This is a genomic window from Pseudomonas zanjanensis, from assembly GCF_014268745.2.
GTDB lineage: Bacteria > Pseudomonadota > Gammaproteobacteria > Pseudomonadales > Pseudomonadaceae > Aquipseudomonas > Aquipseudomonas zanjanensis.
The window spans coordinates 2,639,679-2,664,846 of the sequence record NZ_JABWRB020000001.1 but is presented as its reverse complement, the minus strand read 5'-3'; the positions used below and the strand labels follow the sequence as shown (position 1 = coordinate 2,664,846).

20 protein-coding genes are annotated in these 25,168 nt (G+C 61.2%); 6 read left to right on the top strand and 14 right to left on the bottom strand.

Annotation, left to right across the window (positions count from 1 at the left end; translation table 11 throughout):
- The first annotated feature begins 69 nt into the window (after nt 1–69).
- Entirely contained in the window at nt 70–1,350 is a 1,281-nt protein-coding gene (locus HU715_RS11070) for a serine/threonine transporter (RefSeq protein WP_186704848.1), read from the top strand.
- Between the two features lie 260 nt (nt 1,351–1,610).
- On the opposite strand, the gene acnB is transcribed toward HU715_RS11070, so the two are convergent.
- A complete protein-coding gene (acnB, locus tag HU715_RS11065) occupies nt 1,611–4,220 on the bottom strand; it encodes a bifunctional aconitate hydratase 2/2-methylisocitrate dehydratase (RefSeq protein WP_092348756.1) in 2,610 nt (869 codons plus the stop codon).
- 407 nt (nt 4,221–4,627) lie between these two features.
- Between acnB and HU715_RS11060 the strand changes: the two genes are divergently transcribed.
- A complete protein-coding gene (locus HU715_RS11060; protein WP_186704849.1) occupies nt 4,628–5,098 on the top strand; it encodes a DUF1289 domain-containing protein in 471 nt (156 codons plus the stop codon).
- A 208-nt stretch (nt 5,099–5,306) separates the two neighbouring features.
- On the opposite strand, the gene HU715_RS11055 is transcribed toward HU715_RS11060, so the two are convergent.
- A complete protein-coding gene (locus HU715_RS11055) occupies nt 5,307–6,170 on the bottom strand; it encodes a universal stress protein (RefSeq protein WP_186704850.1) in 864 nt (287 codons plus the stop codon).
- Between the two features lie 178 nt (nt 6,171–6,348).
- Here HU715_RS11055 and HU715_RS11050 point away from each other — a divergent pair, with 178 nt between their 5' ends.
- On the top strand, nt 6,349–6,954 hold the full coding sequence (locus HU715_RS11050) for a MiaE family protein (protein ID WP_186704851.1): 606 nt from the start codon (nt 6,349–6,351) through the stop codon (nt 6,952–6,954).
- Nucleotides 6,955–7,229: 275 nt separating this feature from the next.
- Here HU715_RS11050 and HU715_RS11045 read toward each other — a convergent pair whose 3' ends face one another.
- The 3 genes from HU715_RS11045 to HU715_RS11035 form a co-directional block, all read right to left on the bottom strand.
- The gene (locus tag HU715_RS11045; RefSeq protein ID WP_186704852.1) at nt 7,230–7,718 is read right to left on the bottom strand and encodes a GFA family protein; all 489 of its coding nucleotides are present in this window, start codon (nt 7,716–7,718) and stop codon (nt 7,230–7,232) included.
- Between the two features lie 197 nt (nt 7,719–7,915).
- A complete protein-coding gene (locus HU715_RS11040; RefSeq protein ID WP_186704853.1) occupies nt 7,916–8,530 on the bottom strand; it encodes a DNA-3-methyladenine glycosylase family protein in 615 nt (204 codons plus the stop codon).
- A 23-nt stretch (nt 8,531–8,553) separates the two neighbouring features.
- Nucleotides 8,554–9,636, bottom strand: coding sequence for a bifunctional transcriptional activator/DNA repair enzyme AdaA (locus HU715_RS11035; RefSeq protein ID WP_186704854.1), 1,083 nt, complete (start codon nt 9,634–9,636; stop codon nt 8,554–8,556).
- Between the two features lie 145 nt (nt 9,637–9,781).
- Here HU715_RS11035 and HU715_RS27290 point away from each other — a divergent pair, with 145 nt between their 5' ends.
- A complete protein-coding gene (locus tag HU715_RS27290) occupies nt 9,782–10,288 on the top strand; it encodes a hypothetical protein (protein WP_186704984.1) in 507 nt (168 codons plus the stop codon).
- 75 nt (nt 10,289–10,363) lie between these two features.
- Here HU715_RS27290 and HU715_RS11020 read toward each other — a convergent pair whose 3' ends face one another.
- Nucleotides 10,364–11,818: a TrkH family potassium uptake protein gene (locus HU715_RS11020; protein WP_186704855.1), complete on the bottom strand. Its 1,455-nt coding sequence runs from the start codon at nt 11,816–11,818 to the stop codon at nt 10,364–10,366.
- A gap of 173 nt (nt 11,819–11,991) precedes the next feature.
- On the opposite strand from HU715_RS11020, the gene HU715_RS11015 reads away from it, so the two are divergent.
- Nucleotides 11,992–12,579, top strand: a complete 588-nt coding sequence (locus HU715_RS11015; protein ID WP_186704856.1) for a LysE family translocator — start codon at nt 11,992–11,994, stop codon at nt 12,577–12,579.
- 206 nt (nt 12,580–12,785) lie between these two features.
- Here HU715_RS11015 and HU715_RS11010 read toward each other — a convergent pair whose 3' ends face one another.
- Entirely contained in the window at nt 12,786–13,610 is an 825-nt protein-coding gene (locus HU715_RS11010) for a helix-turn-helix transcriptional regulator (protein ID WP_186704857.1), read from the bottom strand.
- Nucleotides 13,611–13,747: 137 nt separating this feature from the next.
- On the opposite strand from HU715_RS11010, the gene HU715_RS11005 reads away from it, so the two are divergent.
- Nucleotides 13,748–14,710 carry a GGDEF domain-containing protein gene (locus HU715_RS11005; RefSeq protein WP_186704858.1) on the top strand — a complete coding sequence of 321 codons (963 nt, stop codon included), beginning with the start codon at nt 13,748–13,750 and terminating at the stop codon, nt 14,708–14,710.
- Between the two features lie 413 nt (nt 14,711–15,123).
- Here HU715_RS11005 and fabI read toward each other — a convergent pair whose 3' ends face one another.
- From fabI to HU715_RS10970, 7 genes are all read right to left on the bottom strand, one after another.
- Nucleotides 15,124–15,918: an enoyl-ACP reductase FabI gene (gene fabI / locus HU715_RS11000; RefSeq protein ID WP_186704859.1), complete on the bottom strand. Its 795-nt coding sequence runs from the start codon at nt 15,916–15,918 to the stop codon at nt 15,124–15,126.
- A 20-nt stretch (nt 15,919–15,938) separates the two neighbouring features.
- Nucleotides 15,939–17,549 carry an ABC transporter ATP-binding protein gene (locus HU715_RS10995; RefSeq protein ID WP_186704860.1) on the bottom strand — a complete coding sequence of 537 codons (1,611 nt, stop codon included), beginning with the start codon at nt 17,547–17,549 and terminating at the stop codon, nt 15,939–15,941.
- Between the two features lies 1 nt (nt 17,550).
- Nucleotides 17,551–18,570, bottom strand: a complete 1,020-nt coding sequence (locus HU715_RS10990; RefSeq protein ID WP_186704861.1) for a microcin C ABC transporter permease — start codon at nt 18,568–18,570, stop codon at nt 17,551–17,553.
- 1 nt (nt 18,571) lies between these two features.
- Nucleotides 18,572–19,645 carry a microcin C ABC transporter permease YejB gene (locus HU715_RS10985; RefSeq protein ID WP_186704862.1) on the bottom strand — a complete coding sequence of 358 codons (1,074 nt, stop codon included), beginning with the start codon at nt 19,643–19,645 and terminating at the stop codon, nt 18,572–18,574.
- A gap of 4 nt (nt 19,646–19,649) precedes the next feature.
- Complete coding sequence (locus HU715_RS10980; RefSeq protein WP_186704863.1) at nt 19,650–21,503, bottom strand: extracellular solute-binding protein; 1,854 nt, start codon at nt 21,501–21,503, stop codon at nt 19,650–19,652.
- The gene (locus HU715_RS10975; protein ID WP_189656087.1) at nt 21,500–23,332 is read right to left on the bottom strand and encodes an extracellular solute-binding protein; all 1,833 of its coding nucleotides are present in this window, start codon (nt 23,330–23,332) and stop codon (nt 21,500–21,502) included. The genes HU715_RS10980 and HU715_RS10975 overlap by 4 nt, the downstream gene beginning before the upstream one ends.
- 295 nt (nt 23,333–23,627) lie before the next feature.
- Nucleotides 23,628–25,076 (bottom strand): transglycosylase SLT domain-containing protein, encoded by a 1,449-nt coding sequence (locus tag HU715_RS10970; protein WP_186704864.1) that lies wholly within the window; start codon nt 25,074–25,076, stop codon nt 23,628–23,630.
- Nucleotides 25,077–25,168: the final 92 nt, after the last annotated feature.

Genomic DNA, 25,168 nt, shown 5'->3' with positions numbered 1-25,168 from the left:
GCTGCCTGTCGGGGTTTTCCGACTCGTCCTGACCGGGTGCATGTGACCGGAAAGCGGAGATCCGACCGGATGAATGATCAGGCCAATAGCGTCGAAGAGCGCTTTGAAACGACAGTCCCAGCCACCCTCAGCCAATGGAGTCGCCACGACACCACCTGGATGCTGGGCCTGTTTGGCACCGCCATCGGTGCAGGCACTCTGTTCTTACCGATCAACGCGGGCCTGGGCGGTTTTTGGCCGCTGCTGATCCTGGCGTTGCTGGCGTTCCCCATGACGTTTTATGCCCACCGGGGCCTGACCCGTTTCGTGTTGTCCGGTCGTGATGGCGCGGACATCACTGAGGTGGTTGAGGAGCATTTCGGACTCAAGGCCGGCGCGCTGATCACGCTTTTGTACTTCTTTGCCATTTTCCCGATCCTGCTGATCTACAGCGTGGCGCTGACCAACACGGTGGGCAGTTTCCTGGAGCATCAGTTGCACATCCAGCCGCCTCCTCGGGTCGTGCTGTCCCTGGTGCTGATCCTGGGCCTGCTGGCGGTGGTCCGCTGCGGCGAGCAGGCGATCGTCAAGGCCATGAGCCTGATGGTCTATCCGTTCATCGTGGCGCTGCTATTTCTTGCGGTGTTCCTGATTCCCCACTGGAGCGGCGGCATCCTGACCACGGCGTCGACGCCGCCTGCACCGTCGGCGTTGTTGCATACCTTGTGGCTGGCAATCCCGGTGATGGTGTTCTCGTTCAACCATTCGCCGATCATCTCGGCGTTTGCGGTGGACCAGAAGCGTCGCTATGGCGATAACGCCGAGGAACGCAGTTCGCAGATCCTGTCGCGCGCCCATGTGCTGATGGTGGTGATGGTGTTGTTTTTCGTGTTCAGTTGCGTGCTGACCCTGACCCCGGCGCAACTGGCCGAGGCCAAGGCGCAGAACCTGTCGATCCTGTCGTACCTGGCCAACCACTTCAGCAACCCGACCATCGCCTTTGCCGCGCCGCTGATTGCGTTTGTTGCCATCTCCAAATCGTTCCTGGGGCACTACATCGGCGCCAGCGAAGGCCTCAAGGGCCTGATCGTCAAGAGCGGCCGCCGCCCGGCCCCCAAGACCCTGGACCGCCTCACCGCAGCGTTCATGCTGGTGGTGTGCTGGATCGTCGCCACCCTCAACCCGAGCATCCTGGGCATGATCGAAACCCTGGGCGGCCCGGTTATCGCGGCCATTCTGTTCCTGATGCCGATGTATGCCATCCGCAAAGTCCCGGCCATGGCCCGCTATCGCGGTCAGGCTTCCAATGTCTTTGTGATGTTGGTGGGGTTGGTGGCGATTACCGCGCTGGTCTATTCCTTCCTGGCGTGACCTGTTTTTTTGTGGGAGCGAGCCTGCTCGCGAAGGCGGTGTCACAGTCGATGAAGATGTTGGATGGGCCGGCCTCTTCGCGAGCAAGCCCGCTCCCACAGGTTTTGCGGTGTATATGAATTTTGTGTTCGCTGAAAATCCAATGTGGGAGCGAGCCTGCTCGCGATAGCGGTGGCTCGCCGGGCATCGAAATAAACAAGCCATAAAAAAACGCCGCCCCTCGCAAGAAGGGCGGCGTTTTTAGTCGGGCGTTTTAAGCGTTAGGCTTGAACGACCGGGATGTTGGCGTTTGCCGCCGCTTCACGGAACTCGGCGATCTGATCGAAGCTCAGGTAGCGGTACACGTCCGCTGCCATGCTGTCGATCTTGCCGGCGTATTCCATGTACTCCTCGACGGTCGGCAGGCGACCCAGGATCGACGCAACGGACGCCAGTTCGGCCGAAGCCAGGTAGACGTTCGCGCCGTCACCCAGACGGTTCGGGAAGTTACGGGTCGATGTCGACACCACGGTGGAGTTCGGCTCGACGCGTGCCTGGTTACCCATGCACAGCGAGCAGCCTGGCATTTCCATCCGTGCACCGGCCTTGCCGTAGATGCCGTAGTAGCCTTCTTCGGTGAGCTGGTGAGCGTCCATCTTGGTCGGTGGCGACAGCCACAGACGGGTTGGCAGTTGGCCCTTGACCTGCTCCAGCAGCTTACCGGCAGCGCGGAAGTGACCGATGTTGGTCATGCACGAACCGATGAACACTTCGTCGATCTTCTCGCCAGCAACGCTGGACAGCAGACGGGCGTCGTCCGGATCGTTCGGCGCGCAGAGCACAGGCTCGCTGATGTCGGCCAAGTCGATTTCGATGACTTCGGCGTATTCGGCGTCGGCATCGGCTTCCATCAGTTGCGGGTTGGCGATCCAGGCTTCCATCGCTTGGGCGCGACGTTCCAGGGTACGTGCATCACCGTAGCCTTCGCCGATCATCCAGCGCAGCAGGGTGATGTTCGATTGCAGGTACTCGGTGATCGACTCTTTCGACAGCTTGATGGTGCAACCGGCAGCCGAACGTTCGGCCGAGGCGTCGGACAGTTCGAAAGCCTGTTCCAGGGTCAAGCCTTCCAGGCCTTCGATTTCCAGGATGCGGCCGGAGAAGGCGTTTTTCTTGCCTTTCTTCTCGACGGTCAGCAGACCGTTCTGGATGGCGAAGTACGGAATGGCATGAACCAGGTCACGCAGGGTGATGCCAGGTTTCATCTTGCCTTTGAAGCGCACCAGGATCGATTCCGGCATGTCCAGCGGCATGACGCCGGTGGCAGCGGCGAACGCGACCAGGCCGGAACCGGCCGGGAACGAGATGCCCATCGGGAAACGGGTGTGGGAGTCACCGCCGGTACCCACGGTGTCTGGCAGCAGCATGCGGTTCAGCCACGAGTGGATGATGCCGTCGCCCGGACGCAGGGAAACGCCGCCGCGGGTCATGATGAAGTCAGGCAGGGTGTGATGGGTGGTCACGTCGATCGGCTTCGGATAGGCCGCGGTGTGGCAGAAGGACTGCATCACCAGGTCAGCCGAGAAGCCCAGGCACGCCAGGTCTTTCAGTTCGTCACGGGTCATTGGACCGGTGGTGTCCTGGGAACCCACGGTGGTCATTTTCGGTTCGCAGTAGGTGCCAGGGCGTACGCCTTGGCCTTCTGCCAGGCCGCAGGCCTTGCCGACCATCTTCTGCGCCAGGGTGAAACCCTTGGTGCTTTCAGCCGGTGCTTCAGGCTTCTTGAACAGGTCGAACGCTGGCAGGCCCAGCTCTGCGCGAGCCTTCTCGGTCAGGCCACGGCCAATGATCAGCGGAATACGGCCGCCAGCGCGGACTTCATCCAACAGCACCGGGGTCTTCATTTCGAAGGTGGTGATGACTTCGTCGGTACCGTGCTTGCAGACCTTGCCGGCATGAGGGTACAGGTCGATCACGTCGCCCATGTTCATGTTCGACACGTCGAACTCGATGGGCAGTGCGCCGGCATCTTCCATGGTGTTGTAGAAGATCGGAGCGATCTTGCTGCCGAAGCAGAAACCGCCAGCACGCTTGTTCGGCACGTAAGGAATGTCGTCACCGAAGAACCACAGCACCGAGTTGGTTGCCGATTTACGCGAGGAGCCGGTACCGACCACGTCACCGACGTAGGCGATCGGGAAGCCTTGGCCGCGCATTTCTTCGATCTGCTTCATCGGGCCGGTCTTGCCTTGCTCGTCCGGAACGATGCCGTCACGGGCCATTTTCAGCATGGCCAGGGCGTGCAGCGGGATGTCCGGGCGGGACCAGGCGTCCGGGGCAGGGGACAGGTCGTCGGTGTTGGTTTCGCCGGTGACCTTGAACACGCGCAGGCTGATCTTGTCGGCCAGCACCGGGCGCTTCTTGAACCACTCGCCGTCAGCCCAGGATTGCAGCACGGCCTTGGCGTGAACGTTGCCGTTCTTGGCTTTTTCAGCCACGTCGTGGAAGGCATCGAACATCAGCAGGGTGTGCTTGAGTTCTTCGGCGGCGACTGGCGCCAGCTCGGCGTCGTCCAGCAGCTCCACCAGGGTCACGATGTTGTAGCCGCCCTGCATGGTGCCGAGCAGTTCGACGGCACGCTTCTTGTCCAGCAGAGGGGATTGGGCCTGGCCCTTGGCCAGGGCGGACAGGAAACCGGCCTTGACGTAGGCGGCTTCGTCGACTCCAGGCGGAACGCGATTGGTGATCAGGTCAACGAGGAAAGCTTCTTCGCCAGCCGGAGGATTTTTCAGCAGCTCGATCAGGCCTGCGGTTTGTTCGGCGTTAAGCGGCTGGGGAACGATACCCAGGGCTGCACGCTCTTCGATATGTTTGCGGTAGGCTTCAAGCACAGTTATTACCCTCATCAGTGGTCCCAAATGGGTGTCCGGGACGCTCATCCAGAAACTCACGGCACTCATGCGCGTCAGGGGGCTTTTTGGGCCTCCACGCCAGAGTTGCCGGAGTTCCTCACAGAAGCTGCTTTCAAAGTTTTACGCCTGCAGAACGGGAGCTGATGAGGGTTGGCGTTGGGCTTTCCCCGCTGGAAAGACCCTTCGCCAACACCGCTCTGAAGGAACGACTGTGCTCGTGACGCTTTGAAAACAGCTTCTAACGGACATTGGCGCCTTAAAAGGCTGGCTGATTCTACGGGAAAAAAAAATTAAAGGTAAGTTGGGCCGGGAAGTTTGAGGGGTGATCAATCTTAGACAAAGGGCTAACATGCGGGCCTGTCCTGTTTTTGCGTGTGCGTTTCCTTATGCCCAACCAGCTCATCAAGACCCCTTGCGTCGGCCTTTGCTCCACTGTCTATGGTGACTTGGTGTGCCGTGGCTGCAAGCGGTTCCACCATGAAGTGATCCACTGGAACGGCTACAACGAGGAGGAAAAACGCGCGGTGTGGATGCGGCTCGAACAGCTGTTGGTGCAGGTGATGGTGGCCAAGTTGGAGGTTTTCGACCCCGGATTGCTGCGCCAGCAACTGGAATCACGCAAGATCCGCTTCGTGCCGCACCAGTCGCAATACTGCTGGGCCTATCAGTTGATCGCCCGGGGCGCGCGGGTGATCAATAACCTGGAAGCCTACGGCATGGTGTTGATGCCGGAATTTCGCGATTGGGAACTGCCGGACCTGCGCGATGCCATTGATCGGGAGTTTTTCCTTCTGTCCGAAGCCCATTACCAGCGCTACATAGCGCCGGGGTTCCTGAAGGATGCGATTGGCGGCTGACCACCAGCCATTTGTGCATAGGAGCTTTTGTGCCAGGGCGCTTTGTGGCGAGGGAGCTTGCTCCCGCTGGGACGGTCCGACGCCTCGGGCGAAGCGGCCCTCGCTCTTGACCTGGAAAATTTCCTGGCCCTGACAAATCCAGGCGTCTGCTGCGCAGCCGAGCGGGAGCAAGCTCCCTCGCCACAAGAGCTTTATCGCCAGCGTCTATTCAATCCTTGACCGCCAACTCCACCAGATGATCCTCCACCTCCTGGGGCTTGAGCACCAGCACATCGCTTTCCAGCGTGTCGAGCACAGCCTCGGCGGTGTTGCCGATCAGCACCCCGGACAACCCCGAGCGGGCCACGGTGCCAATGACCGTCACCGCCGCCTGCAGCTTGCGCGCCATGTATGGAATCAAGACGTCCGCCGGGCCTTCTTCGATGTGCAGATGCTGGTCGTCGATGTCGAATTCGGCCTGGAACGCCCGGCATTGCTCGCGGTAGCGGGCCTCGATGGTTTCCTTGAGCTGGAACGTCGGGTCGGCGGACGAGAGCATTGGCGAGGGGTGGGCGCTGATCACATGCAGGTGCGCCTTGGCGAGAAGGGCGATGTCGTAGCCATGGTCGATGATGGTGGAATGCAGGTGGCGATGCTCGCCGTCGGCATTGCCAACATCGACGGCGGCGAGGATCACCTTGTCTTTCCAGGAACCGGCGGTTTTCACCAGCAGCACCGGGGTTGGGCAATGGCGTAGCAGTTTCCAGTCCGCCGGGGTCAGCAGGGCCTTTTTCAATGGGCTGTCGGGGAGATGCTGTTTGATCACCAGCCCGCAACCTTCTGCCTGTTGCACGTCGATGATGGTTTCGTAGAGGCTTTCGTTCCAGGCTTGCTCGGTGGTGACGCTGTAGCCGTCGGCCAGCAATGCGCTCTTGAGCACGCTGAGCAGGCCGGCATGGTCATGTTTTCTGTCGCACACCAACAAGTGCAGGTGGGCCTGGGTCACCCCGGCGATCAGTTTGGCGCGCTTGAGCGCCAGGCTTTCCGCATGTTCGGGCTCGATGACCACCAGGATGCTGCGAATGGCTTGCATGATCGGCGTTCTCCTGAAATGAAAAGGCTGGCGTTGCTCAACTATAGTTCTTGTGGGGCAGTCTAGTGGTTGTGGGTGTGACGTCGACTTGATGCATATCAACGGTGGTGGCTGGTGGTCTGGGGGCAGGCCGGTATAATCGGCGCCCTTCGCTCGACTACCTTTGCCCGTGAGCCCCATGAATCTTCCCGAAATCCACGAATTCCTTGGTTGCCGCACCCCCGATGCCTGGGTCCAGGCCGCGCTGGCCGATCAGGAAACGTTGCTGATCGACCACAAGAACTGCGAGTTCAAGGCGGCCAGCACCGCCCTGAGCCTGATCGCCAAATACCATTCCCACGTCGACCTGATCAACCTGATGTCGCGCCTGGCCCGGGAAGAGCTGGTGCACCACGAGCAAGTCATGCGCCTGATGAAAAAGCGCAAGATCGGTTTGCGCCAGCTCTCCGCCGGCCGTTATGCCTCGGGGCTGCGCAAGGTGGTACGCAGCCACGAGCCGGTCAAACTGGTAGACACCCTCGTCGTCGGCGCCTTCATCGAAGCCCGCAGTTGCGAGCGTTTCGAGGCCCTGGTGCCGCACCTGGACGAGGAGTTGGGCAAGTTCTACTTCGGTTTGCTGAAAAGCGAAGCGCGGCATTTCCAGGGATACCTGAAACTGGCTTACCAGTATGGCGATGCCAAGGACATTGCCCAGGTGATCGACAAGGTCCGTGAGGCCGAGCGGGAACTGATCGAATCGCCGGATGTGGAGTTTCGTTTCCACAGTGGTGTGCCTGCGGCATAGGGCTGTTTGTCCTGACGCCATCGTCGGAACGCCGCCCGGAGCAAGCTCGCTCCCACAGGGAAATTTGGGTAAGGCACCAATATATTTGCAACGCCACAGAACAGTGTGGGAGCGGGCTTGCTCGCGAATGCGTCAGGTCAGTTGAATGAATGCTGGCTGACCCACCGCCATCGCGAGCAAGCCCGCTCCCACAGGGGGTGGGTTTCCCAAATCCAGTGGGAGCGAGCTTGCTCCGGGCGGCGTTCCGACGATGAGGCTTTCTGCAGCGCTGCCTCTCAACCAGTCAAACCCAGGCGTTCATGCCATTGGGCAATCGACTCTTCGGGGTAAACCTCGAACTGCTGGTCGCCCTTATGCGCCTCGACCTCCACCCATGGTGCCCTGGACCCGAGCATCAAGTGGGTATGCTCCGGCGGTACCGGCAGCGGCGTGTCGATGGCTGAAGCGAACGGGTGCACCAGCTCCGGCCATTCGGGGCTGAACAGCCACAGCCCCGATCCACACAGGGAACAGAAATGCCGCTCGGCACTGCTGCGGTGGGCGCGCTTATCGCCGTCGTCCTTTAGCCGCGCATGGTAGATCGAGATGTGCTTGCGACCATGCACCTTCAGGCTTTGGGCTTCGCCCCCCAGGTTGATCGCATAACCGCCGCCGCCCTGGGTCTTGCGGCAGATCGAGCAGTAGCAACGTTGATAAGGATAGGGGTGGGCACAGGCGAGGCTGAACGACACGGCGCCGCAGTGGCAGGATCCTTCTAGCTGCATGGGAACCTCCAGTGGATTGGAAATGGCTCAGTACAGCCTAGACGGTTTGTGTCTTGACAGTTGAATTGAGGGGGCCATGCGACCGCCTTCGCGAGCAAGCCCGCTCCCACAGGGGATCTGTGTCGGTCATAGATTTTTGTCCGCTCTCGGTCAATGTGGGAGCGGGCTTGCTCGCGAAGGCGTCGGTACAGCCAACATCACTTTGGCACCCGCCACAAATACCACGCGGCCGCCGTCCGGTAAGGGCGCCAGGCCAGGCCTATCTCGATCATCTGCTTGCGGCTGGGCTGTTGCGCCAACCCCTTGAGCCGTCGATACCCTTCGCGCACGCCAAAGTCATCGGCCGGCAGGATGTCGGGCCGCTCCAGGCTGTAGATCAGCAGCATTTCCACGGTCCAGCGCCCGACGCCGCGCAGGCTGACCAGGCGTTCGATCAACCCTTCGTCTTCCATTGCCCGCGCCGTGGCGTAATCTGGTACCACCCCATCCAGGGCTGCTTGGGCGATACCCTGGATGGTTGCGATCTTGCTGGCGGAAAACCCACAACTGCGCAGTTGCGCAACGTCTGTCGCCAGGATCTGCGTGGGGGAGGGGAAGGTCTGCGCCGGGAACAACGCCAGCAGTCGACCCAGGATCGCATCGCCTGCCTTGGCGTGCAGTTGCTGGTAGGCAATCGCCCGGACCAAGGCTTCATAGGGATCCCGGGCCGGCTTGGGTTGCAGCAGGCAAGGACCGATCGTCTCGACGTGCCGTCGCCAGTCTTCGTCGAGATTGGCCAGGAAGGTGCTGGCGTCGTGGTAGGGCACGGGCATCAGGTATTCATTCTCCGGGGCGCTCAAAACGCCAGGGGCAGCGAAACCTGCACCGCGGCTTTTTCCAGCCGCAACAGAAACGCCTTGCGCGGCTGGCCGCCACCATAGCCGGTCAACGAGCCATCCGCACCGATCACCCGGTGGCAGGGAATGACGATGGCCAGGCGATTCTGCCCGTTGGCCAAGCCCACGGCGCGGCTGGCACCCGGGCTGCCCAGGGCCGTGGCGATGCCGCCGTAGCTGCGGGTTTCGCCGTAGGGGATTTTTTGCAGTTCAGTCCAGACTCGTATGGCGAATGCACTGCCGGGCATGTGCAGCGGGACGGTGAACGTCGTGAGTTTGCCGGCGAAATACTCGGCCAGTTCGGTTTCGATCTGTTGCAGGTGAGTGTTGTGCCCTGGCACGACCGTGTAGCCGTAGCGTTGCTGCAGTTCTTCCAGTTCCTTGGTCAGGGCCGGACGGTCGAGGAATTCCAGCAGCACCAGGCCGCGTCGTTCGGCCATGGCCAGCATCGGCCCCAATGGCGTGGTCAGGCGGGTGAACAACAAGGGTTCGCTGAGGGCCGCGCGGCCCGGTGTGATGTGGAAGGATTTGACGAAGGCGTCGCGAAACCCGCTCAACGATTCATAGCCGGAATCGAACGCCGCATTGTCGATGGAAGTGCCGTCCTTGATACCGCCCAAGGCAATGCCCAGGCGACGGGTGCGCAGGTAGGCGTGAAAAGTCATGCCGAAATGTTGTTTGAACCAGCGGCGCAATTTCAGCGGTTCGATGCCTTGTTCCAGCAGCAAGGCGTCGGTCCAGCGCAGGTCGGGTTCGGCGTCCACCGCCTTGAGCAGGGCTTGGATCCAGTCCGGCGCAATGGCCGCAGCGTCCAGCGGCTTGCAGCGCAGGCAGGCGCGGTAGCCGGCCGACATCGCTTCGTCGGCGTGGGCGTAGAACTCCACGTTTTCCGGTTTCGGCTTGCGCGCGGTGCAACTGGGGCGACAGAAGATGCCGGTGGTCTTGACCGCAGTGAAGAACACCCCCTCGTAGGCGGTGTCTCGTTCGAGCATGGCGCGGACCATCTCGGCATGGGGCGGGAGCAGCGAGTCGTGTAGGTTCATGAGGCAGAGCATAGAACCGCACCCGGGAGGACTCCACCGAAAAATCGACAGTGAATTTTCCGGTTGTTTGTCGGGTGGTCGCGAACAAAAATTGAACCTTCGAGTCTTAAAGGTTCACCCGCTGTTTTTGTCTTTCGGAGACATCATGTCCAAACATAAGAAATCCCTGATTGCCGTTGCTGTCTGTGCCTTGGCGTTCGGTGCCTCGGCCTTGTTGCCGGCCGACCTGTCGCCGATCGGTTCGAGTTATGCCGCGGGCAATGGCGGTGGCGGTGGCGGCGGTGGCGGCAATGGCGGTGGTGGCGGTCACGGCGGAGGAAACGGTGGTGGTAATGGCGGCGGCCACGGTGCTGGCATTGGCGGTGGCCAGGGCCATGACAAGTCGGGCGACGCCCGCGGCCTTGGCAAAGGATTGGCCAGCGACCACTCCGGCACTCGTACCCGCACCCGGGACCATGGCGTGAGCGGCAAGCACACCGGTGCCACCCGCACCGACCGTACCAGCAAGGCTTCGTTGACTTCGAGCATTGCCAAGGACCGTGATACGCGCGGCCTGACCAAGGCGTCGGCGATTTCCACCGCCACGCCAGGCACCCACAACACCAAGGGCCTGACCAACGCAACCAGCTCTTCGATCAAGAACGATCGCTGATCGCCCGAACAAGCCGTGATACCTGCAAGGTGTCGCGGCTTTTTTTCGTCTGTCAGTTACGCATGACCATCGCGTTCAATATTTCCAGAACACCGGGGTGAACAACACCAGCACCGTCAGGATCTCCAATCGCCCCAGCAGCATGCCGATGGTCAACAGCCATTTTGCTGCATCCGGCAGGGTCGAGAAGTTGCCGGCTGGCCCGATGATGTTGCCCAAGCCCGGGCCTACGTTGCACACCGCGGTGGCGGCGCCGGTCAGGGCGGTTGTCCAATCCAGGCCGATCAGCGCCAGGCCCAGGGCAATGGCGCCAATCGTGATTGCGAAGAAGAATGAAAACGTCAGCAGTGAACGAACGATTTCCTCGTCGATGGGATGGTTGTTGTATTTCTTCTGAATCACCGCCCGGGGGTGGATCAGTTGCTTCAAGCTGCCCATCAGCAGAACCTTGGCGACTTGAAAGCGAAAAATTTTCAGGCCCCCAGACGTGGATCCCGAACAGCCTCCCACGAACGTCAGGTAGAAGAACAGCAACAGGGCGAAACTGCCCCACAGCGTGTAGTCACCCAACGCCACGCCCGTGGTCGTGACGACAGAGGTGACATTGACGGCCACGATGCGAACCGCGTCCCACCAACCATGATCACTGTTCAGGCTCAGCCAGGTACCGACCATGAGCCAGGTAACAACCAAAAATCCAATGAAGCCCCGAACCTGTTGATCCTTGAGCAATGCGCGCCTGTTGCCCCGCAGTGTCGCGACATACAACGTAAAGGGCAGCGATCCCGCCATCATGACAACGACTGATACCCAGTGAATGGCCGGTTGCGTCCAGTGCGCCAGGGAAGCGTCGGACGTAGAGAAGCCGCCAGTGGAGATCAAGGACATCGCATGGTTGATCGCCTCGAAGGGGGTCATGCCGGCCAGCCACAGCGCCAAGGTCGCGAAGGCGGTCAGCGCGACATAGATCCAAAGGATGTAGTTGGCCGCGACGTGAGAGCGCGGCGTGACTTTTTCCGACCAGTCCGATGATTCGGTCTGGAACAACCGCATGCCGCCGACCCGCAGCAGCGGCAGGATTGCCACGGCCATGCCGATAAAGCCGATGCCGCCGAGCCAGTGCAACATCGAGCGCCAGATCAACAGGCCGGGGGATGCCGTATCCAGCCCGGTGAGGATGGTCGAGCCGGTGGTCGTGATGCCCGACATCGTCTCGAAAAATGCATCGGTGTAACTGATGTGCTGGATGAATACCATCGGCAGGGCGGCGAAGGCGCAGACCACCACCCAACTGGCGGTGGTCAGCAGGTACATTTCCCTGGGGCGCATGTGGACATGTTCCGGTCGTCCACGGGCGACCAGGGCGATACCACACACGAAGGTAATCAGGCTCGACCAAAGAAACGCCGACAAGTCATCGTTGCGCTCGTAAAACATCAGCGTGAACAGCGGGATCGCCATGCTGATCGCCAGGGTAATCAGGAAAATCCCGAGGATGAAACCGATGAGACGCAGAACCGCAATCGACATGAGAAACGCCTGATCCATTGAGCCGCACAGTATCGATTTGGTTAATCGGCTACCGCGTAAAGTTTGCGTAAAAAATAGACGGTGACGCTCGATGACAAGGCAGTTTTCTTCAATACCCCCGAAGCGGGCTCCTTTACCTTTGGGACTCGTTCCTGAACTGAAGAAGATATGTGATGAGCTTGATATTTTCCATGGCGACCTTTGCGCTGGTGGCTTCCATTACCCCGGGCCCGGTCAATATCGTCGCCCTCAGCTCCGGGGCCCGCTACGGGTTTCGGGCCACGTTGCGGCACGTGGCCGGCGCTACCCTCGGGTTTGTCCTGCTGCTGGTCTTGATGGGGTTGGGGTTGCATGAAATGTTGCAGCGTTGGCCGGGGCTTACGCGCGTGGTGCAACTGGCGGGTGTGGCCTTCCTGCTGTTCATGGCCTGGAAACTGGCGATGGACAATGGCGAGCTGGGAGGGCGGGACGAGGGGCGTGCGCCGTCGATGCTCTACGGCGCGCTGATGCAATGGCTCAACCCCAAGGCCTGGCTGGCCTGTGTGGCGGGAATGGGCGCGTTCGTCGCCGATGGCGAGGTGCGGCTGGTGTGGCAGTTTGCGGCGATCTACCTGGTGATCTGCTACCTCTCGGTGGGCTGCTGGGCCTACGCCGGGAGTTTCCTGCGCTCATGGCTGGGGAATCCGGCGACCATGCGCCTGTTCAACCGGGCCATGGCGGTGTTGTTGGTGGTGAGTGCGGTGTATCTGTTGTTGCCGTGAGCTGAAGTGCGCGGCAACCCTGGTTTTTAAGAAGCAAGTGCTGTTGTGGCTGTAATCCGCGCTTTAGAGGTGGGAACGCTGTTGTGGCGAGGGAGCTTGCTCCCGCTCGACTGCGCAGCAGTCGCCCAGAGTCGAGGGCTACTGCGTAGCCCAGCGGGAGCAATCTCTGGCCACAGGGGGACTCACCCCATTTCCGGGCTGCGGTATCAGCCGCGATATTGCCCGGGCGTCGCCGCCAGGTGTTGCTTGAAGGCGCGCTGGAAATGCGCCTGGTCGGCAAACCCACAGTCCAGCGCCACGTCGGCGATCAGCTTGCCTTCGCGCAATTGGCGCCGGGCAAACTGGATCCGGCGGTTGACCAGGAAGGCGTGGGGCGTCATCCCGTAATGGCGCTTGAAGGCTCGGCTCAGGTAGGACGGCGACAGCTGCGCGGCGGTGCAAATGTCTTCGAGCTTCAAGGCTTCGCTGCAATGGTCATGGATAAATTGCGCCGCACGCATCAGCCCTGGATGACTGCCCCGGTCCGGACGGCCGGCAGGGTTGAGCCGTTGTTGCAGGTCCATGAAAAAAGCCTCGGCGGCGGCGTGCTTGCCGGCCGTGTCGAGTTGCTCGTCCACCAATTGCCCATACAACCGTCCCAACGCGGCAAACAGCTCCGCGTCGCGGCTGTGGGTAGTGGCGAACCCTTGGAAATCGAGGTTTTCGTCAAAGCCGATACGGCGCTGCAGATCCCTGAGCCACTGGGTGTCGACGTACAACATCACGTAGGACCAGGGCTGATCGTCGATCGGGTTGCAGGCATGGACGTCGCCGGGGTTCATCAGCACCACCGTGCCGCTTTCCACCTGGAAACTCGAGCGTTCGTGGATATAGGTACTGCGCCCGGCGGTGATCGCGCCGATGGAGAAGTGATCATGGGAGTGACGCGAATAGCAGACCTTGCGCCCATCGTCGATGGCCCGGGCTTCGATGAAGGGCAGGGCCGCGTCGCGCCAGAAGCGTGGGGCGGCGTCAGGGTTGGCGTGCTTCATCGGTCAGCATCCTCGTCGTGAACCTGAGTGGCAGTGTATTAGCCCTGGTCGGCAAATGCCCGTTGGATTTGGCTGTTCGGCTTCAAGGGCCATGGTCCTGGACTAGACTCCAAGCAATCCCGCCAATGGAGTTTCCGATGCTTGCGCCAGGTAAACCGGACAACGAAGCCGTTCGCCTCAAGAATCTGCACTCGCTCAAACTGCTCGATACCGCACCCGAAGAGCGCTTTGATCGCCTGACCCGCCTTGCCCGACGCCTGTTTGACGTGCCCATCGCCCTGGTGTCGCTGGTGGACGCCAACCGGCAGTGGTTCAAGTCCAGCGCTGGCCTGGAGGCCAGCGAAACCTCGCGGGAAGTTTCGTTTTGCGCGCATGCGATTTTGCAGGATCAGATCCTGGAGATCTGCGATGCGGAACAGGACGAGCGCTTCCACGACAACCCGCTGGTCACGGACACGCCTGGGATTCGCTTCTACGCAGGGCATCCGCTGGGGTTGGAGGATGGCAGCAAGCTGGGCACGTTGTGCCTGCTCGACACCAAGCCGCGCCGTCTCAATGACGAGGAACGCGAACTGCTGCGCGACCTGGCGCGCATGGCCGAGCAGGAAATGGTCGCGGTGCAGATGGCGAGCATGGACGAGCTGACGCTGTTGTCCAATCGGCGCGGCTTCAGGACGCTGGCCCAGCATGCGTTGAGTGTGTGTGATCGCTTGTCGCGACCGGCGACGCTGCTGTTCTTCGATCTCAATGACTTCAAGCCGATCAATGATCGCTATGGGCACGCCGAGGGTGACAACGCGCTGAAAACCTTCGCCGACGTGCTGCGCATCGCCTTTCGCGAAAGTGATGTGATCGGTCGTCTGGGCGGTGATGAATTCGTGGCGCTGCTCACGGGTTCTTCCCATGTCGAGACAACGACGATCATGGCGCGGCTCCAGGAAATCCTTGATGAACGCAATGCGATGTTGCAGCGCGGCTATGACATTCGTTTCAGCGTCGGCCAGATCGAGTACAACGCCCAGCGCCATCGGTCGATCGACAACCTGCTGGCTGACGCCGATGCAGCGATGTATGCGCAGAAGCAGGTGCTACGCAGTTAACACAGGCTAATCCCTGTGGGAGCGGGCTTGCTCGCGAAGGCGTCGGTACATTCAATATCAATGCAAGCTGACCCACCGCTTTCGCGAGCAAGCCCGCTCCCACAGGTAACGCTGTTCACTTAAGGTCGTCGACAATCCGTGGCGAGGGAGCTTGCTCCCGCTGGGGCGCGAAGCGGCCCCAAAACCTGCCGAATGCGGAGCGTCAGACACACCGCACCCGCCGGTTCACGACTGCTTCGCAGCCGAGCGGGAGCAAGCTCCCTCGCCACAGGGCCATATCACCGACATACCGCCATCGCGAGCAAGCTCGCTCCCACAGGGAATGGCGGTGCAATCAGGCAATCGACAACAAAAAACGCCGCTTGCCCTTTCCGGAGCAAGCGGCGTTTTGTTAAGCGTGATGCGCGTGAAGATTACTCTTCGATATTACCCATGGCGGTGGTGTTGAAGCCGCCGTCCACGTACATGATTTCGCCGCTGATGCCCGACGCCAGGTCCGAGCACAGGAAGGCGCCGGCGTTGCCGACTTCTTCGATGGTGACGTTGCGACGCAGCGGGGTTTGCGCTTCGTTGGCGGCCAGCATCTTGCGGAAGTTCTTGATGCCGGAAGCGGCGAGGGTGCGGATCGGGCCTGCCGATACGCAGTTGACGCGGGTGCCGTCCGGGCCCAGGGAGCCGGCCAGGTAGCGGACGCCGGCTTCCAGGGAAGCCTTGGCCATGCCCATGACGTTGTAGTTCGGCATGGTGCGCTCGGCGCCCAGGTACGACAGGGTCAGCAGGCTGCCGTTGCGGCCTTTCATCATTTCGCGACCGGCCTTGGCCAGGGCCACGAAGCTGTAGGCGCTGATGTCGTGGGCGATGCGGAAACCTTCACGGGTGGTGGCTTCGGTGAAGTCGCCGTCCAGTTGGTCGCCCGGTGCGAAGCCCACGGAGTGCACGATACAGTCCAGGCCGTCCCACTTCTTGCTCAGCTCTTGGAAGACCTTGGCGATTTCTTCATCGCTGGCCACGTCGCACGGGAAGCACAGCTCAGGGCTCGAGCCCCAGCCTTGTGCGAACTCTTCGACACGACCCTTGAGTTTGTCGTTCTGATAAGTGAAGGCAAGCTCAGCGCCCTCGCGATGCATGGCGGCGGCGATGCCGGATGCGATGGACAGCTTGCTGGCGACACCGACGATCAGTACGCGCTTACCGGCGAGAAAACCCATGTGTTGCTCCTCTTTTCAGGTTATTCGGCAGTTGTTGGGGCCAGGAAGGCGGCCTCCAGCAACTGCTGTGTATAGGGGTGCTGCGGCGCGGCGAATATGCTGCGGGCATCACCTTGTTCGACCACTTGGCCATGCTTGACCACCATTAGCTGGTGGCTCAGCGCTTTGACGACAGCCAGGTCATGGCTGATAAACAGGTACGTCAGGTTGTACTTGGTTTGCAACGACCGCAACAGCTCCACCACTTGGCGTTGTACGGTACGGTCCAGCGCCGACGTGGGTTCATCCAGCAGAATCAACGCCGGCTTGAGCACCAGGGCCCGGGCAATGGCGATACGCTGCCGTTGCCCTCCGGAAAATTCATGGGGGTAGCGGTTCCGGGTTTCCGGGTCCAGGCCTACCTCCTTCAATGCCGCGATTATCGCTTGTTCCTGTTCGGCTTCGGTGCCGATCTTGTGGATCCGCAGGCCTTCGCCGACGATCTGGCTGACGCACATCCGTGGGCTCAGGCTACCGAAGGGGTCCTGAAACACCACCTGCATCTCCCGGCGCAGCGGCCGGACTTGCTGCTGCGTCAGGCTGTCCAACGACTTGCCTTCGAAGCGGATCCCGCCCTGGCTGCCGATCAACCGCAGGATTGCCAGCCCCAGGGTGGACTTGCCGGAGCCGCTTTCGCCGACGATGCCCAGGGTCTGGCCCTGGGGCAGGCTGAAGCGAATTCCGTCCACGGCCTTGATGTAGTCCACCGTGCGTTTGAACAGGCCTTTCTTGATCGGGAACCAGACTTTCAGGTCCTCTACCTGCAACAGCGGCGGGCCGACGACATTGTTCGCCGGGGTGCCGCTGGGTTCAGCGCCCAGCAGTTCCCGAGTGTACGGATGCTGCGGCGCGCGGAACAACTCTTCACACGATGCCTGTTCGACGATGCAACCGCGCTGCATGACACATACGCGATGCGCAATTCTTCGCACAAGGTTCAAATCGTGGCTGATCAACAGCAGAGACATGCCCAATCGCGCCTGCAAATCCTTGAGCAATTGGAGGATTTTCAGCTGGACGGTGACGTCCAGGGCGGTGGTCGGCTCGTCGGCGATCAGCAGTTCCGGCTCGTTGGCCAGGGCCATGGCGATCATCACCCGCTGGCGCTGGCCGCCGGACAACTCGTGGGGTAGGGCCTTGAGGCGCTTGTGGGGCTCGGGAATGCCGACCAGCTCCAGCAACTCAAGGGTCCGGCGGGTTGCGACCTTGCCGCTCAGGCCCTTGTGGATGCCGAGCACTTCATTGATCTGTTTTTCGATGGAGTGCAGCGGGTTGAGGGAGGTCATCGGCTCCTGGAAGATCATCGCGATCCGGTTGCCGCGGATATGGCGAATGGTTTTTTCCTTCAGCCCCAGTAAATCCTGGCCGGCGTACTGGATGGTCCCGGTGGGGTGATGGGCCAGGGGGTAGGGCAGCAAGCGCAGGATCGAGTGGGCGGTGACCGACTTGCCCGAGCCGCTTTCACCCACCAGGGCCAGGGTTTCGCCGCGCTTGATATCGAAACTCACGCCTTCGACCACGCGCTGGCGGCGTTCGCCGACAACGAATTCCACCGCCAGGTCGCGTACTTCGATCAGATTGTCCTGGTTCATATCACTTCCTCGGATCGAAGGCATCGCGAGCGGACTCGCCGATGAACACCAACAGGCTCAGCATCAGGGCCAGCACGGCGAACGCGCTGATGCCCAGCCATGGCGCCTGGAGGTTGGACTTGCCTTGGGCCACCAACTCGCCCAGGGACGGCGCGCCCGGCGGCAGGCCAAAGCCGAGGAAGTCCAGGGCGGTGAGGGTGCCGATGGCGCCGGTGAGGATGAACGGCATGAAGGTCATGGTCGAGACCATGGCGTTGGGCAGGATGTGGCGGAACATGATCGCGCCGTTCTGCATGCCAAGTGCTCGCGCGGCGCGCACGTATTCCAGGTTGCGCCCGCGCAGGAACTCGGCGCGGACCACGTCCACCAGGCTCATCCAGGAAAACAGCAGCATGATCCCCAGGAGCCACCAGAAATTGGGCTGCACGAAGCTGGCCAGGATGATCAACAGGTACAACACCGGCAGCCCGGACCAGATTTCCAGGAAGCGCTGGCCGGCCAGGTCCACCCAGCCGCCATAGAAGCCCTGCAGGGCGCCGGCGATCACGCCGATGATCGAGCTGAGCAGCGTCAGCGTCAGGGCGAACAGCACCGAAATGCGGAAGCCGTAGATGATCCGGGCGAGGACATCGCGGCCCTGGTCGTCGGTACCCAGCCAGTTCATGGCAGAAGGGGGGGCCGGGGCCGGGACCTTCAGGTCGTAGTTGATGCTCTGGTAGCTGAACGGGATCGGCGCCCACAGCACCCAGGCGTCCTTGGCGGCCAGCAGTTCGCGGATGTAGGGGCTCTTGTAGTTGGCTTCCAGTGGGAACTCGCCGCCGAACGTGGTTTCCGGGTAGCGCTTGAGGGCCGGGAAGTACCAGCCGTCGTCGTAATGCACCACCAACGGCTTGTCGTTGGCGATCAGCTCGGCGCCCAGGCTCAGCCCGAACAGGACCAGGAACAGCCACAGCGACCACCAGCCACGCTTGTTGGCCTTGAACAATTCGAAGCGACGGCGATTGAGAGGGGACAGGTTCACATCAATGCTCCCGGCTTTCGAAGTCGATGCGCGGATCGACAAAGGTGTAGGTCAGGTCGCCGATCAGTTTCACCACCAGTCCCAGCAAGGTGAAGATGAACAGGGTGCCGAACACCACCGGGTAGTCGCGGTTGATGGCCGCTTCGAAACTCATCAGGCCGAGGCCGTCGAGGGAGAAGATCACTTCCACCAGCAGCGAGCCGGTGAAAAAGATCCCGATGAATGCCGAAGGGAAACCGGCGATCACCAGCAGCATGGCGTTGCGGAAGACATGGCCGTAGAGCACTCGATGGCGGGTCAGGCCCTTGGCCTTGGCGGTGACCACGTATTGCTTGTTGATTTCGTCGAGGAAGCTGTTCTTGGTCAGCAGGGTCATGGTGGCGAAGTTGCCGATCACCAGGGCGGTCACGGGCAAGGCCAGGTGCCAGAAGTAATCGAGGATCTTGCCGCCCATGCTCAATTCGTCGAAGTTGTTTGAAGTCAGTCCGCGCAACGGGAACCAGTCGAAATAACTGCCGCCGGCAAATACCACGATCAGCAGGATGGCGAACAGGAACGACGGGATCGCGTAGCCGACGATGATTGCCGAGCTGGTCCACACGTCGAAATGGCTGCCATGCCGCGTGGCCTTGGCGATCCCCAGCGGGATCGACACCAGGTACATGATCAGCGTGCTCCACAGGCCGAGGGAGATGGACACTGGCATCTTTTCCTTGATCAGGTCGATGACCTTGGCGTCGCGGAAAAAACTGTCGCCGAAGTCCAGGCGGGCGTAATTCTTGATCATGATCCACAGGCGTTCGGGCGCCGACTTGTCGAAGCCGTACATGCGTTCGATCTCCTTGACCAGCGCCGGGTCCAGGCCCTGGGCGCCGCGGTAGGAAGAACCGGCCACCGATACTTCGGCACCGCCGCCGGCGATGCGGCTGGTGGCGCCCTCGAAGCCCTCGAGCTTGGCGATCATCTGTTCCACCGGCCCGCCGGGCGCGGCTTGGATGATGACGAAGTTGATTAACAGAATGCCGAACAGGGTGGGAATGATCAGCAGCAGTCGCCGAAAAATATAAGCCAGCATCTTGTTACTCCACGCTCGCAGGGGCGGCGACTTGCTGCTCGATGACCTGCTTTTCTACTTCATCGGCCGGTTTGACCTCCGGCTTGACCCACCAGGTGGTGGTACCGATGTCGTAGGTCGGCGTGACTTTCGGGTGGCCGATGTGGTTCCAATAGGCCACGCGCCAGGTCTTGATGTGCCAGTTGGGGATCACGTAGTAGCCCCATTGCAGGACGCGGTCCAATGCCCGGGCATGGGCCACCAGGCTCTTGCGCGAATCGGCGTTGATCAATTGCTCCACCAACTGGTCCACGGCCGGGTCCTTCAAGCCCATGGTGTTGCGGCTGCCGGGCTTGTCGGCGGCGGCGGACATCCAGAACTCGCGCTGTTCATTGCCTGGCGAGCTGGATTGCGGGAAGCTGCCCACCACCAGGTCGAAGTCCCGGGAGCGCACACGGTTGATGTACTGGGATACATCCACGCGGCGGATCACCAGTTCGATGCCCAAGTCACTCAGGTTGCGCTTGAATGGCAACAAGACTCGCTCGAACTCGGTCTGGGCCAGCAGAAATTCCAGCACCACGGGCTTGCCTTGGGCATCGACCATCTTGTCGTCGACGATGCGCCATCCGGCCTCTTGCAGCAGGTGATAGGCCTTGCGTTGCTGGTCACGGATCATGCCGCTGCCGTCACACATGGAAGGCTGGAAGGCTTCGGTGAAGACCTGCTCGGGAATCTTGCCACGCAAGGGGTCGAGGATTTTCAATTCGTCTTCGCCAGGCAGCCCGGTTGCCGCCATCTCCGAATTCTCGAAATAGCTGCGGGTGCGGGCGTAGGCGCCATGGAACAGCTGTTTGTTGGTCCACTCGAAGTCCAGCAGCAGGCTTAGGGCCTTGCGTACCCGTACGTCTTGGAAAACCGGGCGACGCAGGTTGTAGATAAAGCCCTGCATGCCGGTAGGGTTGCCGTTGGGGATCTGTTCCTTGACCAACCGACCTTCGGTCACCGCCGGAATGTTGTAGGCGTTGGCCCAGTTCTTGGCGGCCATTTCCAGCCAGTAATCGAACTGCCCGGCTTTCAACGCCTCCACGGCCACGGTGTTGTCGCGGTAATAGTCGGTGGTCAGCACGTCGAAATTGTAGAAGCCACGGTTGACCGGCAGGTCCTTGCCCCAATAGTCCTTCACGCGCTCATAGCGGATCGAGCGTCCGGCCTTCACTTCGGCGACCTTGTAGGGACCGCTGCCCAGAGGGATCTCAAGGTTGCCCTTGCTGAAATCTCGACTGGCCCACCAATGCTTGGGCAGGACGGGTAACTGTCCGAGGATCAATGGCAGCTCGCGATTATTGGTGTGCTTGAACTTGAAGAGGACCTTGAGCGGATCTTCGGCGATGACTTCGGCGACGTCGTTGTAATAGCCGCGGAACATCGGGGCGCCGTCCTTGGTCAGGGTCTGGAAGCTGAAGACGACGTCTTCTGCGCGTACCGGGTGGCCATCGTTGAAACGGGCTTCGGGGCGCAGGTAGAAGCGCACCCAGCCATTGTCCGGGGCTTTCTCGATTTTTTCGGCGATCAACCCGTATTCGGTGAACGGTTCGTCCAGGCCCTGCTTGGCCAAGGTGTCGTAGATCAGGCCGATGTCGTCGGCCGGTACGCCTTTGCTGATGAACGGGTTGAGGCTGTCGAAGCTGCCAAACCCGCCTTGGCGGAATATTCCACCCTTGGGCGCATCGGGGTTCACGTAGTCGAAATGCTTGAAATCCGCCGGGTACTTCGGCGGCTCGTTGTACAGCGTCAAGGCGTGCTGCGGCGCAGCGCAGGCCAGCCCGGCGAATAACAGGCAACTGGCCTGCAGGAGCAGGGCACGTAGAGGCTTCATTGATCTTTCTCCGAAGATTTCAGCCACCAGGCGCTCAGGCCCAGGGTGTAGGGCGGCGTGGTGACGAAGGCGAACCGGTTGCGGTACGCCAGGCGATGATAATTGAGATACCAGTTGGGAATGCAGTAATGCTGCCACAACAGCACGCGATCCAGGGCCTTGCCGGCGGCGACCTGTTCGTCGCGGGTCTGGGCGGCGAGCAGTTTTTCCAACAGGTGGTCGACCACCGGGTTGGCGATCCCGGCGTAGTTCTTGCTGCCCTTGACCCCGACCTGGCTGGAATGGAAGTACTGCCACTGCTCCAGCCCCGGGCTGAGGGTCTGGCCCAAGGTCAGCAGGATCATGTCGAAGTCGAACTGGTCCAGGCGCTGCTTGTACTGGGCTCGGTCCACCGTGCGCAGCCGTGCCTGGATGCCGATGCTGGCGAGGTTTTCGACGTAGGGCTGCAGGATGCGCTCCAGGTTCGGGTTCACCAGCAGGATTTCGAAGCTCAGGGGCTGGCTATCGGCGTTCAGCAGGCGCTGGCCGTTTAGGCTCCAACCGGCCTCCTTCAGGAGTCCCAATGCTTTGCGCAAGGTTTCCCGAGGGATGCCGCGCCCGTCGGTCTTGGGCAAGCTGAAGGGTTCGGTGAGCAGTTCAGGTGGCAGTTGTTCGCGGTACGGCTTGAGCAGTAGCCATTCATGACCCACCGGCAGGCCGGTGGCGGAGAATTCGCTGTTGGGGTAGTAGCTGAGGGTGCGTTTGTAGGCGCCGCTGAACAGGGTGCGGTTGGTCCACTCGAAATCGAACATCAGCCCCAGGGCTTCACGTACCTTGATCTCGGCGAACGTACCGCGCCGGGTGTTCATGAACAGGCCTTGGGTCTGGGTCGGGATCTGGTGGGGAATCTGCGCCTTGATCACGTCGCCGCGGTTGACCGCCGGGAATTGATAGCCGTTGGCCCAGTTCTTGGCCTGGTGCTCGATGTAGATGTCGAATTCACCGGCCTTGAAGGCTTCGAAGGCAACTTCGCTGTCACGGTAGAACTCCACATCCATGCGGTCGTAGTTGTACTTGCCGCGATTGACCGGCAGGTCCTTGCCCCAGTAGTTCTTCACCCGTTCGAACACCAGTTGGCGACCGGGTTGCACTTTGGTGATGCGATACGGCCCGCTGCCCAGGGGCGGCTCGAAGGTCGTCGCCTTGAAATCGCGGCCTTTCCAGTAATGCTGGGGCAACACCGGCAGCTCACCCAGGCGCAGGATCAGCAGCGGATTGCCCGCGCGCTTGAAGACAAAGCGGATTTTCAGCGGGTTGAGAATGTCGACCCGTAGCACTTCCTGCAGGTTGGTGCGGTATTGCGGGTGGCCGTCCTTGAGCAGCGTGCGGTAGGAGAACGCCACGTCATAAGCGGTGATGGGGGCGCCATCGTGGAACCGCGCCTCGGGGCGCAGGTTGAACACCACCCAACTGCGATCTTCGCTGTATTCCACCGACTGGGCGATCAGGCCATAGCTCGACGTCGGTTCATCACCGGACGGTGCGTACTGGCCGGTGCCGACCATCAGCGGTTCGTTCAGCTCATTGATGCCGTATTGCAGGAAATTGGGGGTGGAAACCGGGCTGCTGCCCTTGAATGTGTAGGGATTGAGCGTATCGAAGGTGCCGAATGCCATGACCCGCAAGACTCCGCCCTTGGGCGCTTGCGGGTTGACCCAGTCGAAGTGGGTGAACCTGGCCGGGTACTTGAGCGTGCCGAACTGCGCATAACCATGGCTTTCGCTGATGGTTGCGCTGGCGGGAGAGCTCAAGGCCAGGCTGATCAGGAGCAGGAGGAGGGGACGTATCAAGTCTGAGATCCGATCCAGGCGGCTTGGGCTTTTATGGCCTGTACAGTAACAGCTTGTATCGGCAGGAAAAAGGCGGGGTGCCAAAGCGTCTCGGATTACTCGAAACCGGCGCGAGAACGCTTTGTGGCGAGGGAGCTTGCTCCCGCTGGGTTGCGCAGCAACCCCAAAAGCCGTGACCCAATCCATCTGTCACACCGAGGTGCCAGATTCGGGTCTGCTGCGCAGCCCTGCGGGAGCAAGCTCCCTCGCCACAAAAGCTTCTCGGGCACAAACAGCCCCTTCAACCATCGATGGCTTAGTGCGGCGAGTAAACCGTCAGCATCTGCCCAGGCTTGAGCGCCTTGCCCATTCGCGGGTTCCAGCGCTTGAGGTGCTGCATTTCCACGTTGAAGCGCTTGGCGACCACGTACAGGGAATCACCTTGCTTGACCTTGTACTGGGTTTGCTTCTTCTGGTTCTTGCTGTTGGCGGCCACCACGGTGCTGATGCGCTTGCCGGTGGTCTTGCTGGCCCTGGTGTCCTGCATCACCAAGGTCTGGCCGACCTTGAGCTTGTTGCCACTGAGTTTGTTCCAGCGTTGCAGATCCTTGGTCTGGACCTTGTTGGCCTTGGCGATCTGGGCCAGGTTGTCGCCGCGCTTGACGCGGTAGGTGCGCCTGGCACCTTCCACTTCGCTGTCGTCGGCGGATTCGAAAACCGGCTTGAGGGCGCGCTGGCTGATCAACTCTTCCGGGCGCATGGTCGACAGGCTGGCAGTCAGCAACTGGGCCTTGGACGTCGGCACCAGCAAATGCTGGGGACCGTCGATGGTGGTGCGCTGCTTGAAGGCTGGGTTGAGCTGGAACAGCTCGTCTTCGTCGATGTTGGCCACCGCCGCGACCTTGGACAGGTCCATGCGCTGGTTGATCTCGACGACTTGGAAATAAGGTTCGTTGGCGATCGGGTTGAGGTTCACGCCGTAGGCGTCGGGCGAGAGCACCACTTGGGACAGCGCCAGCAACTTCGGCACATAGGCCTGGGTCTCGCTGGGCAGCGGCAGGTTCCAGTAGTCGGTGGGCAAGCCCAGTTTCTCGTTGCGCTCGATGGCGCGGCTGACCGTGCCTTCCCCGGCGTTGTAGGCCGCCAGCGCCAGCAACCAGTCGCCGTTGAACATGTCGTGCAGGCGAGTCAGGTAGTCCAGGGCGGCCGTGGTGGAGGCGGTGATGTCGCGACGCCCATCATAAAAGCGGGTCTGGCGCAGGTTGAAGTAGCGCCCCGTGGAAGGGATGAACTGCCACAGGCCCACTGCGTGCGCCCGGGAATAGGCCATGGGGTTGTAGGCGCTCTCGATCACCGGCAGCAAGGCCAGCTCCAGCGGCATGTTGCGCTCTTCGAGGCGTTCGACGATGTAATGGATGTACAGGCTGCCGCGCTCACCGGCGTTTTCCATGACGGAAGGGTTGCTGGCGAACCACAGGCGCTGTTGCTCGATACGCGGGTTGACGCCGGCCGTTTCCTGCAATTGGAAGCCCTGGCGCATGCGCTCCCAGACGTCCTGGGGCACTTGGGGGCTGGGTTTCTCGGTGAGCCATACCGGCTTCTGCTTGGCGCGAGCAGCGATATTCGGGGTGTGCGCCGCATCGCTCTGCGGCAGCTGGCTCGTGCTCTGGCAGCCCGCCAAGGTGGCGGACACAGCCACCGCGATGGCTTGAGCCAAGCGGGTCAATGTGTCTGACTGGACGGACCTGCGTATAGATGACGACATTGGCTGGAAGTAAGTTCCGGGCAAAAATGTCGGCCGATTCTAGGAAGCGCACCCCAGCAGGTCAACCTTTCAGAATTTTTGTATCAATCGAT

Coding starts and splice junctions, on each gene's coding strand:
- HU715_RS11070 (WP_186704848.1), top strand. CDS start 70: ATGAATGATCAGGCCAATAGCGTCGAAGAGCGCTTTGAAACGACAGTC.
- HU715_RS11060 (WP_186704849.1), top strand. CDS start 4,628: ATGCCCAACCAGCTCATCAAGACCCCTTGCGTCGGCCTTTGCTCCACT.
- HU715_RS11055 (WP_186704850.1), bottom strand. CDS start 6,170: ATGCAAGCCATTCGCAGCATCCTGGTGGTCATCGAGCCCGAACATGCG.
- HU715_RS11050 (WP_186704851.1), top strand. CDS start 6,349: ATGAATCTTCCCGAAATCCACGAATTCCTTGGTTGCCGCACCCCCGAT.
- HU715_RS11045 (WP_186704852.1), bottom strand. CDS start 7,718: ATGCAGCTAGAAGGATCCTGCCACTGCGGCGCCGTGTCGTTCAGCCTC.
- HU715_RS11040 (WP_186704853.1), bottom strand. CDS start 8,530: ATGCCCGTGCCCTACCACGACGCCAGCACCTTCCTGGCCAATCTCGAC.
- HU715_RS11035 (WP_186704854.1), bottom strand. CDS start 9,636: ATGAACCTACACGACTCGCTGCTCCCGCCCCATGCCGAGATGGTCCGC.
- HU715_RS27290 (WP_186704984.1), top strand. CDS start 9,782: ATGTCCAAACATAAGAAATCCCTGATTGCCGTTGCTGTCTGTGCCTTG.
- HU715_RS11020 (WP_186704855.1), bottom strand. CDS start 11,818: ATGTCGATTGCGGTTCTGCGTCTCATCGGTTTCATCCTCGGGATTTTC.
- HU715_RS11015 (WP_186704856.1), top strand. CDS start 11,992: ATGAGCTTGATATTTTCCATGGCGACCTTTGCGCTGGTGGCTTCCATT.
- HU715_RS11010 (WP_186704857.1), bottom strand. CDS start 13,610: ATGAAGCACGCCAACCCTGACGCCGCCCCACGCTTCTGGCGCGACGCG.
- HU715_RS11005 (WP_186704858.1), top strand. CDS start 13,748: ATGCTTGCGCCAGGTAAACCGGACAACGAAGCCGTTCGCCTCAAGAAT.
- fabI (WP_186704859.1), bottom strand. CDS start 15,918: ATGGGTTTTCTCGCCGGTAAGCGCGTACTGATCGTCGGTGTCGCCAGC.
- HU715_RS10995 (WP_186704860.1), bottom strand. CDS start 17,549: ATGAACCAGGACAATCTGATCGAAGTACGCGACCTGGCGGTGGAATTC.
- HU715_RS10985 (WP_186704862.1), bottom strand. CDS start 19,645: ATGCTGGCTTATATTTTTCGGCGACTGCTGCTGATCATTCCCACCCTG.
- HU715_RS10980 (WP_186704863.1), bottom strand. CDS start 21,503: ATGAAGCCTCTACGTGCCCTGCTCCTGCAGGCCAGTTGCCTGTTATTC.
- HU715_RS10970 (WP_186704864.1), bottom strand. CDS start 25,076: ATGTCGTCATCTATACGCAGGTCCGTCCAGTCAGACACATTGACCCGC.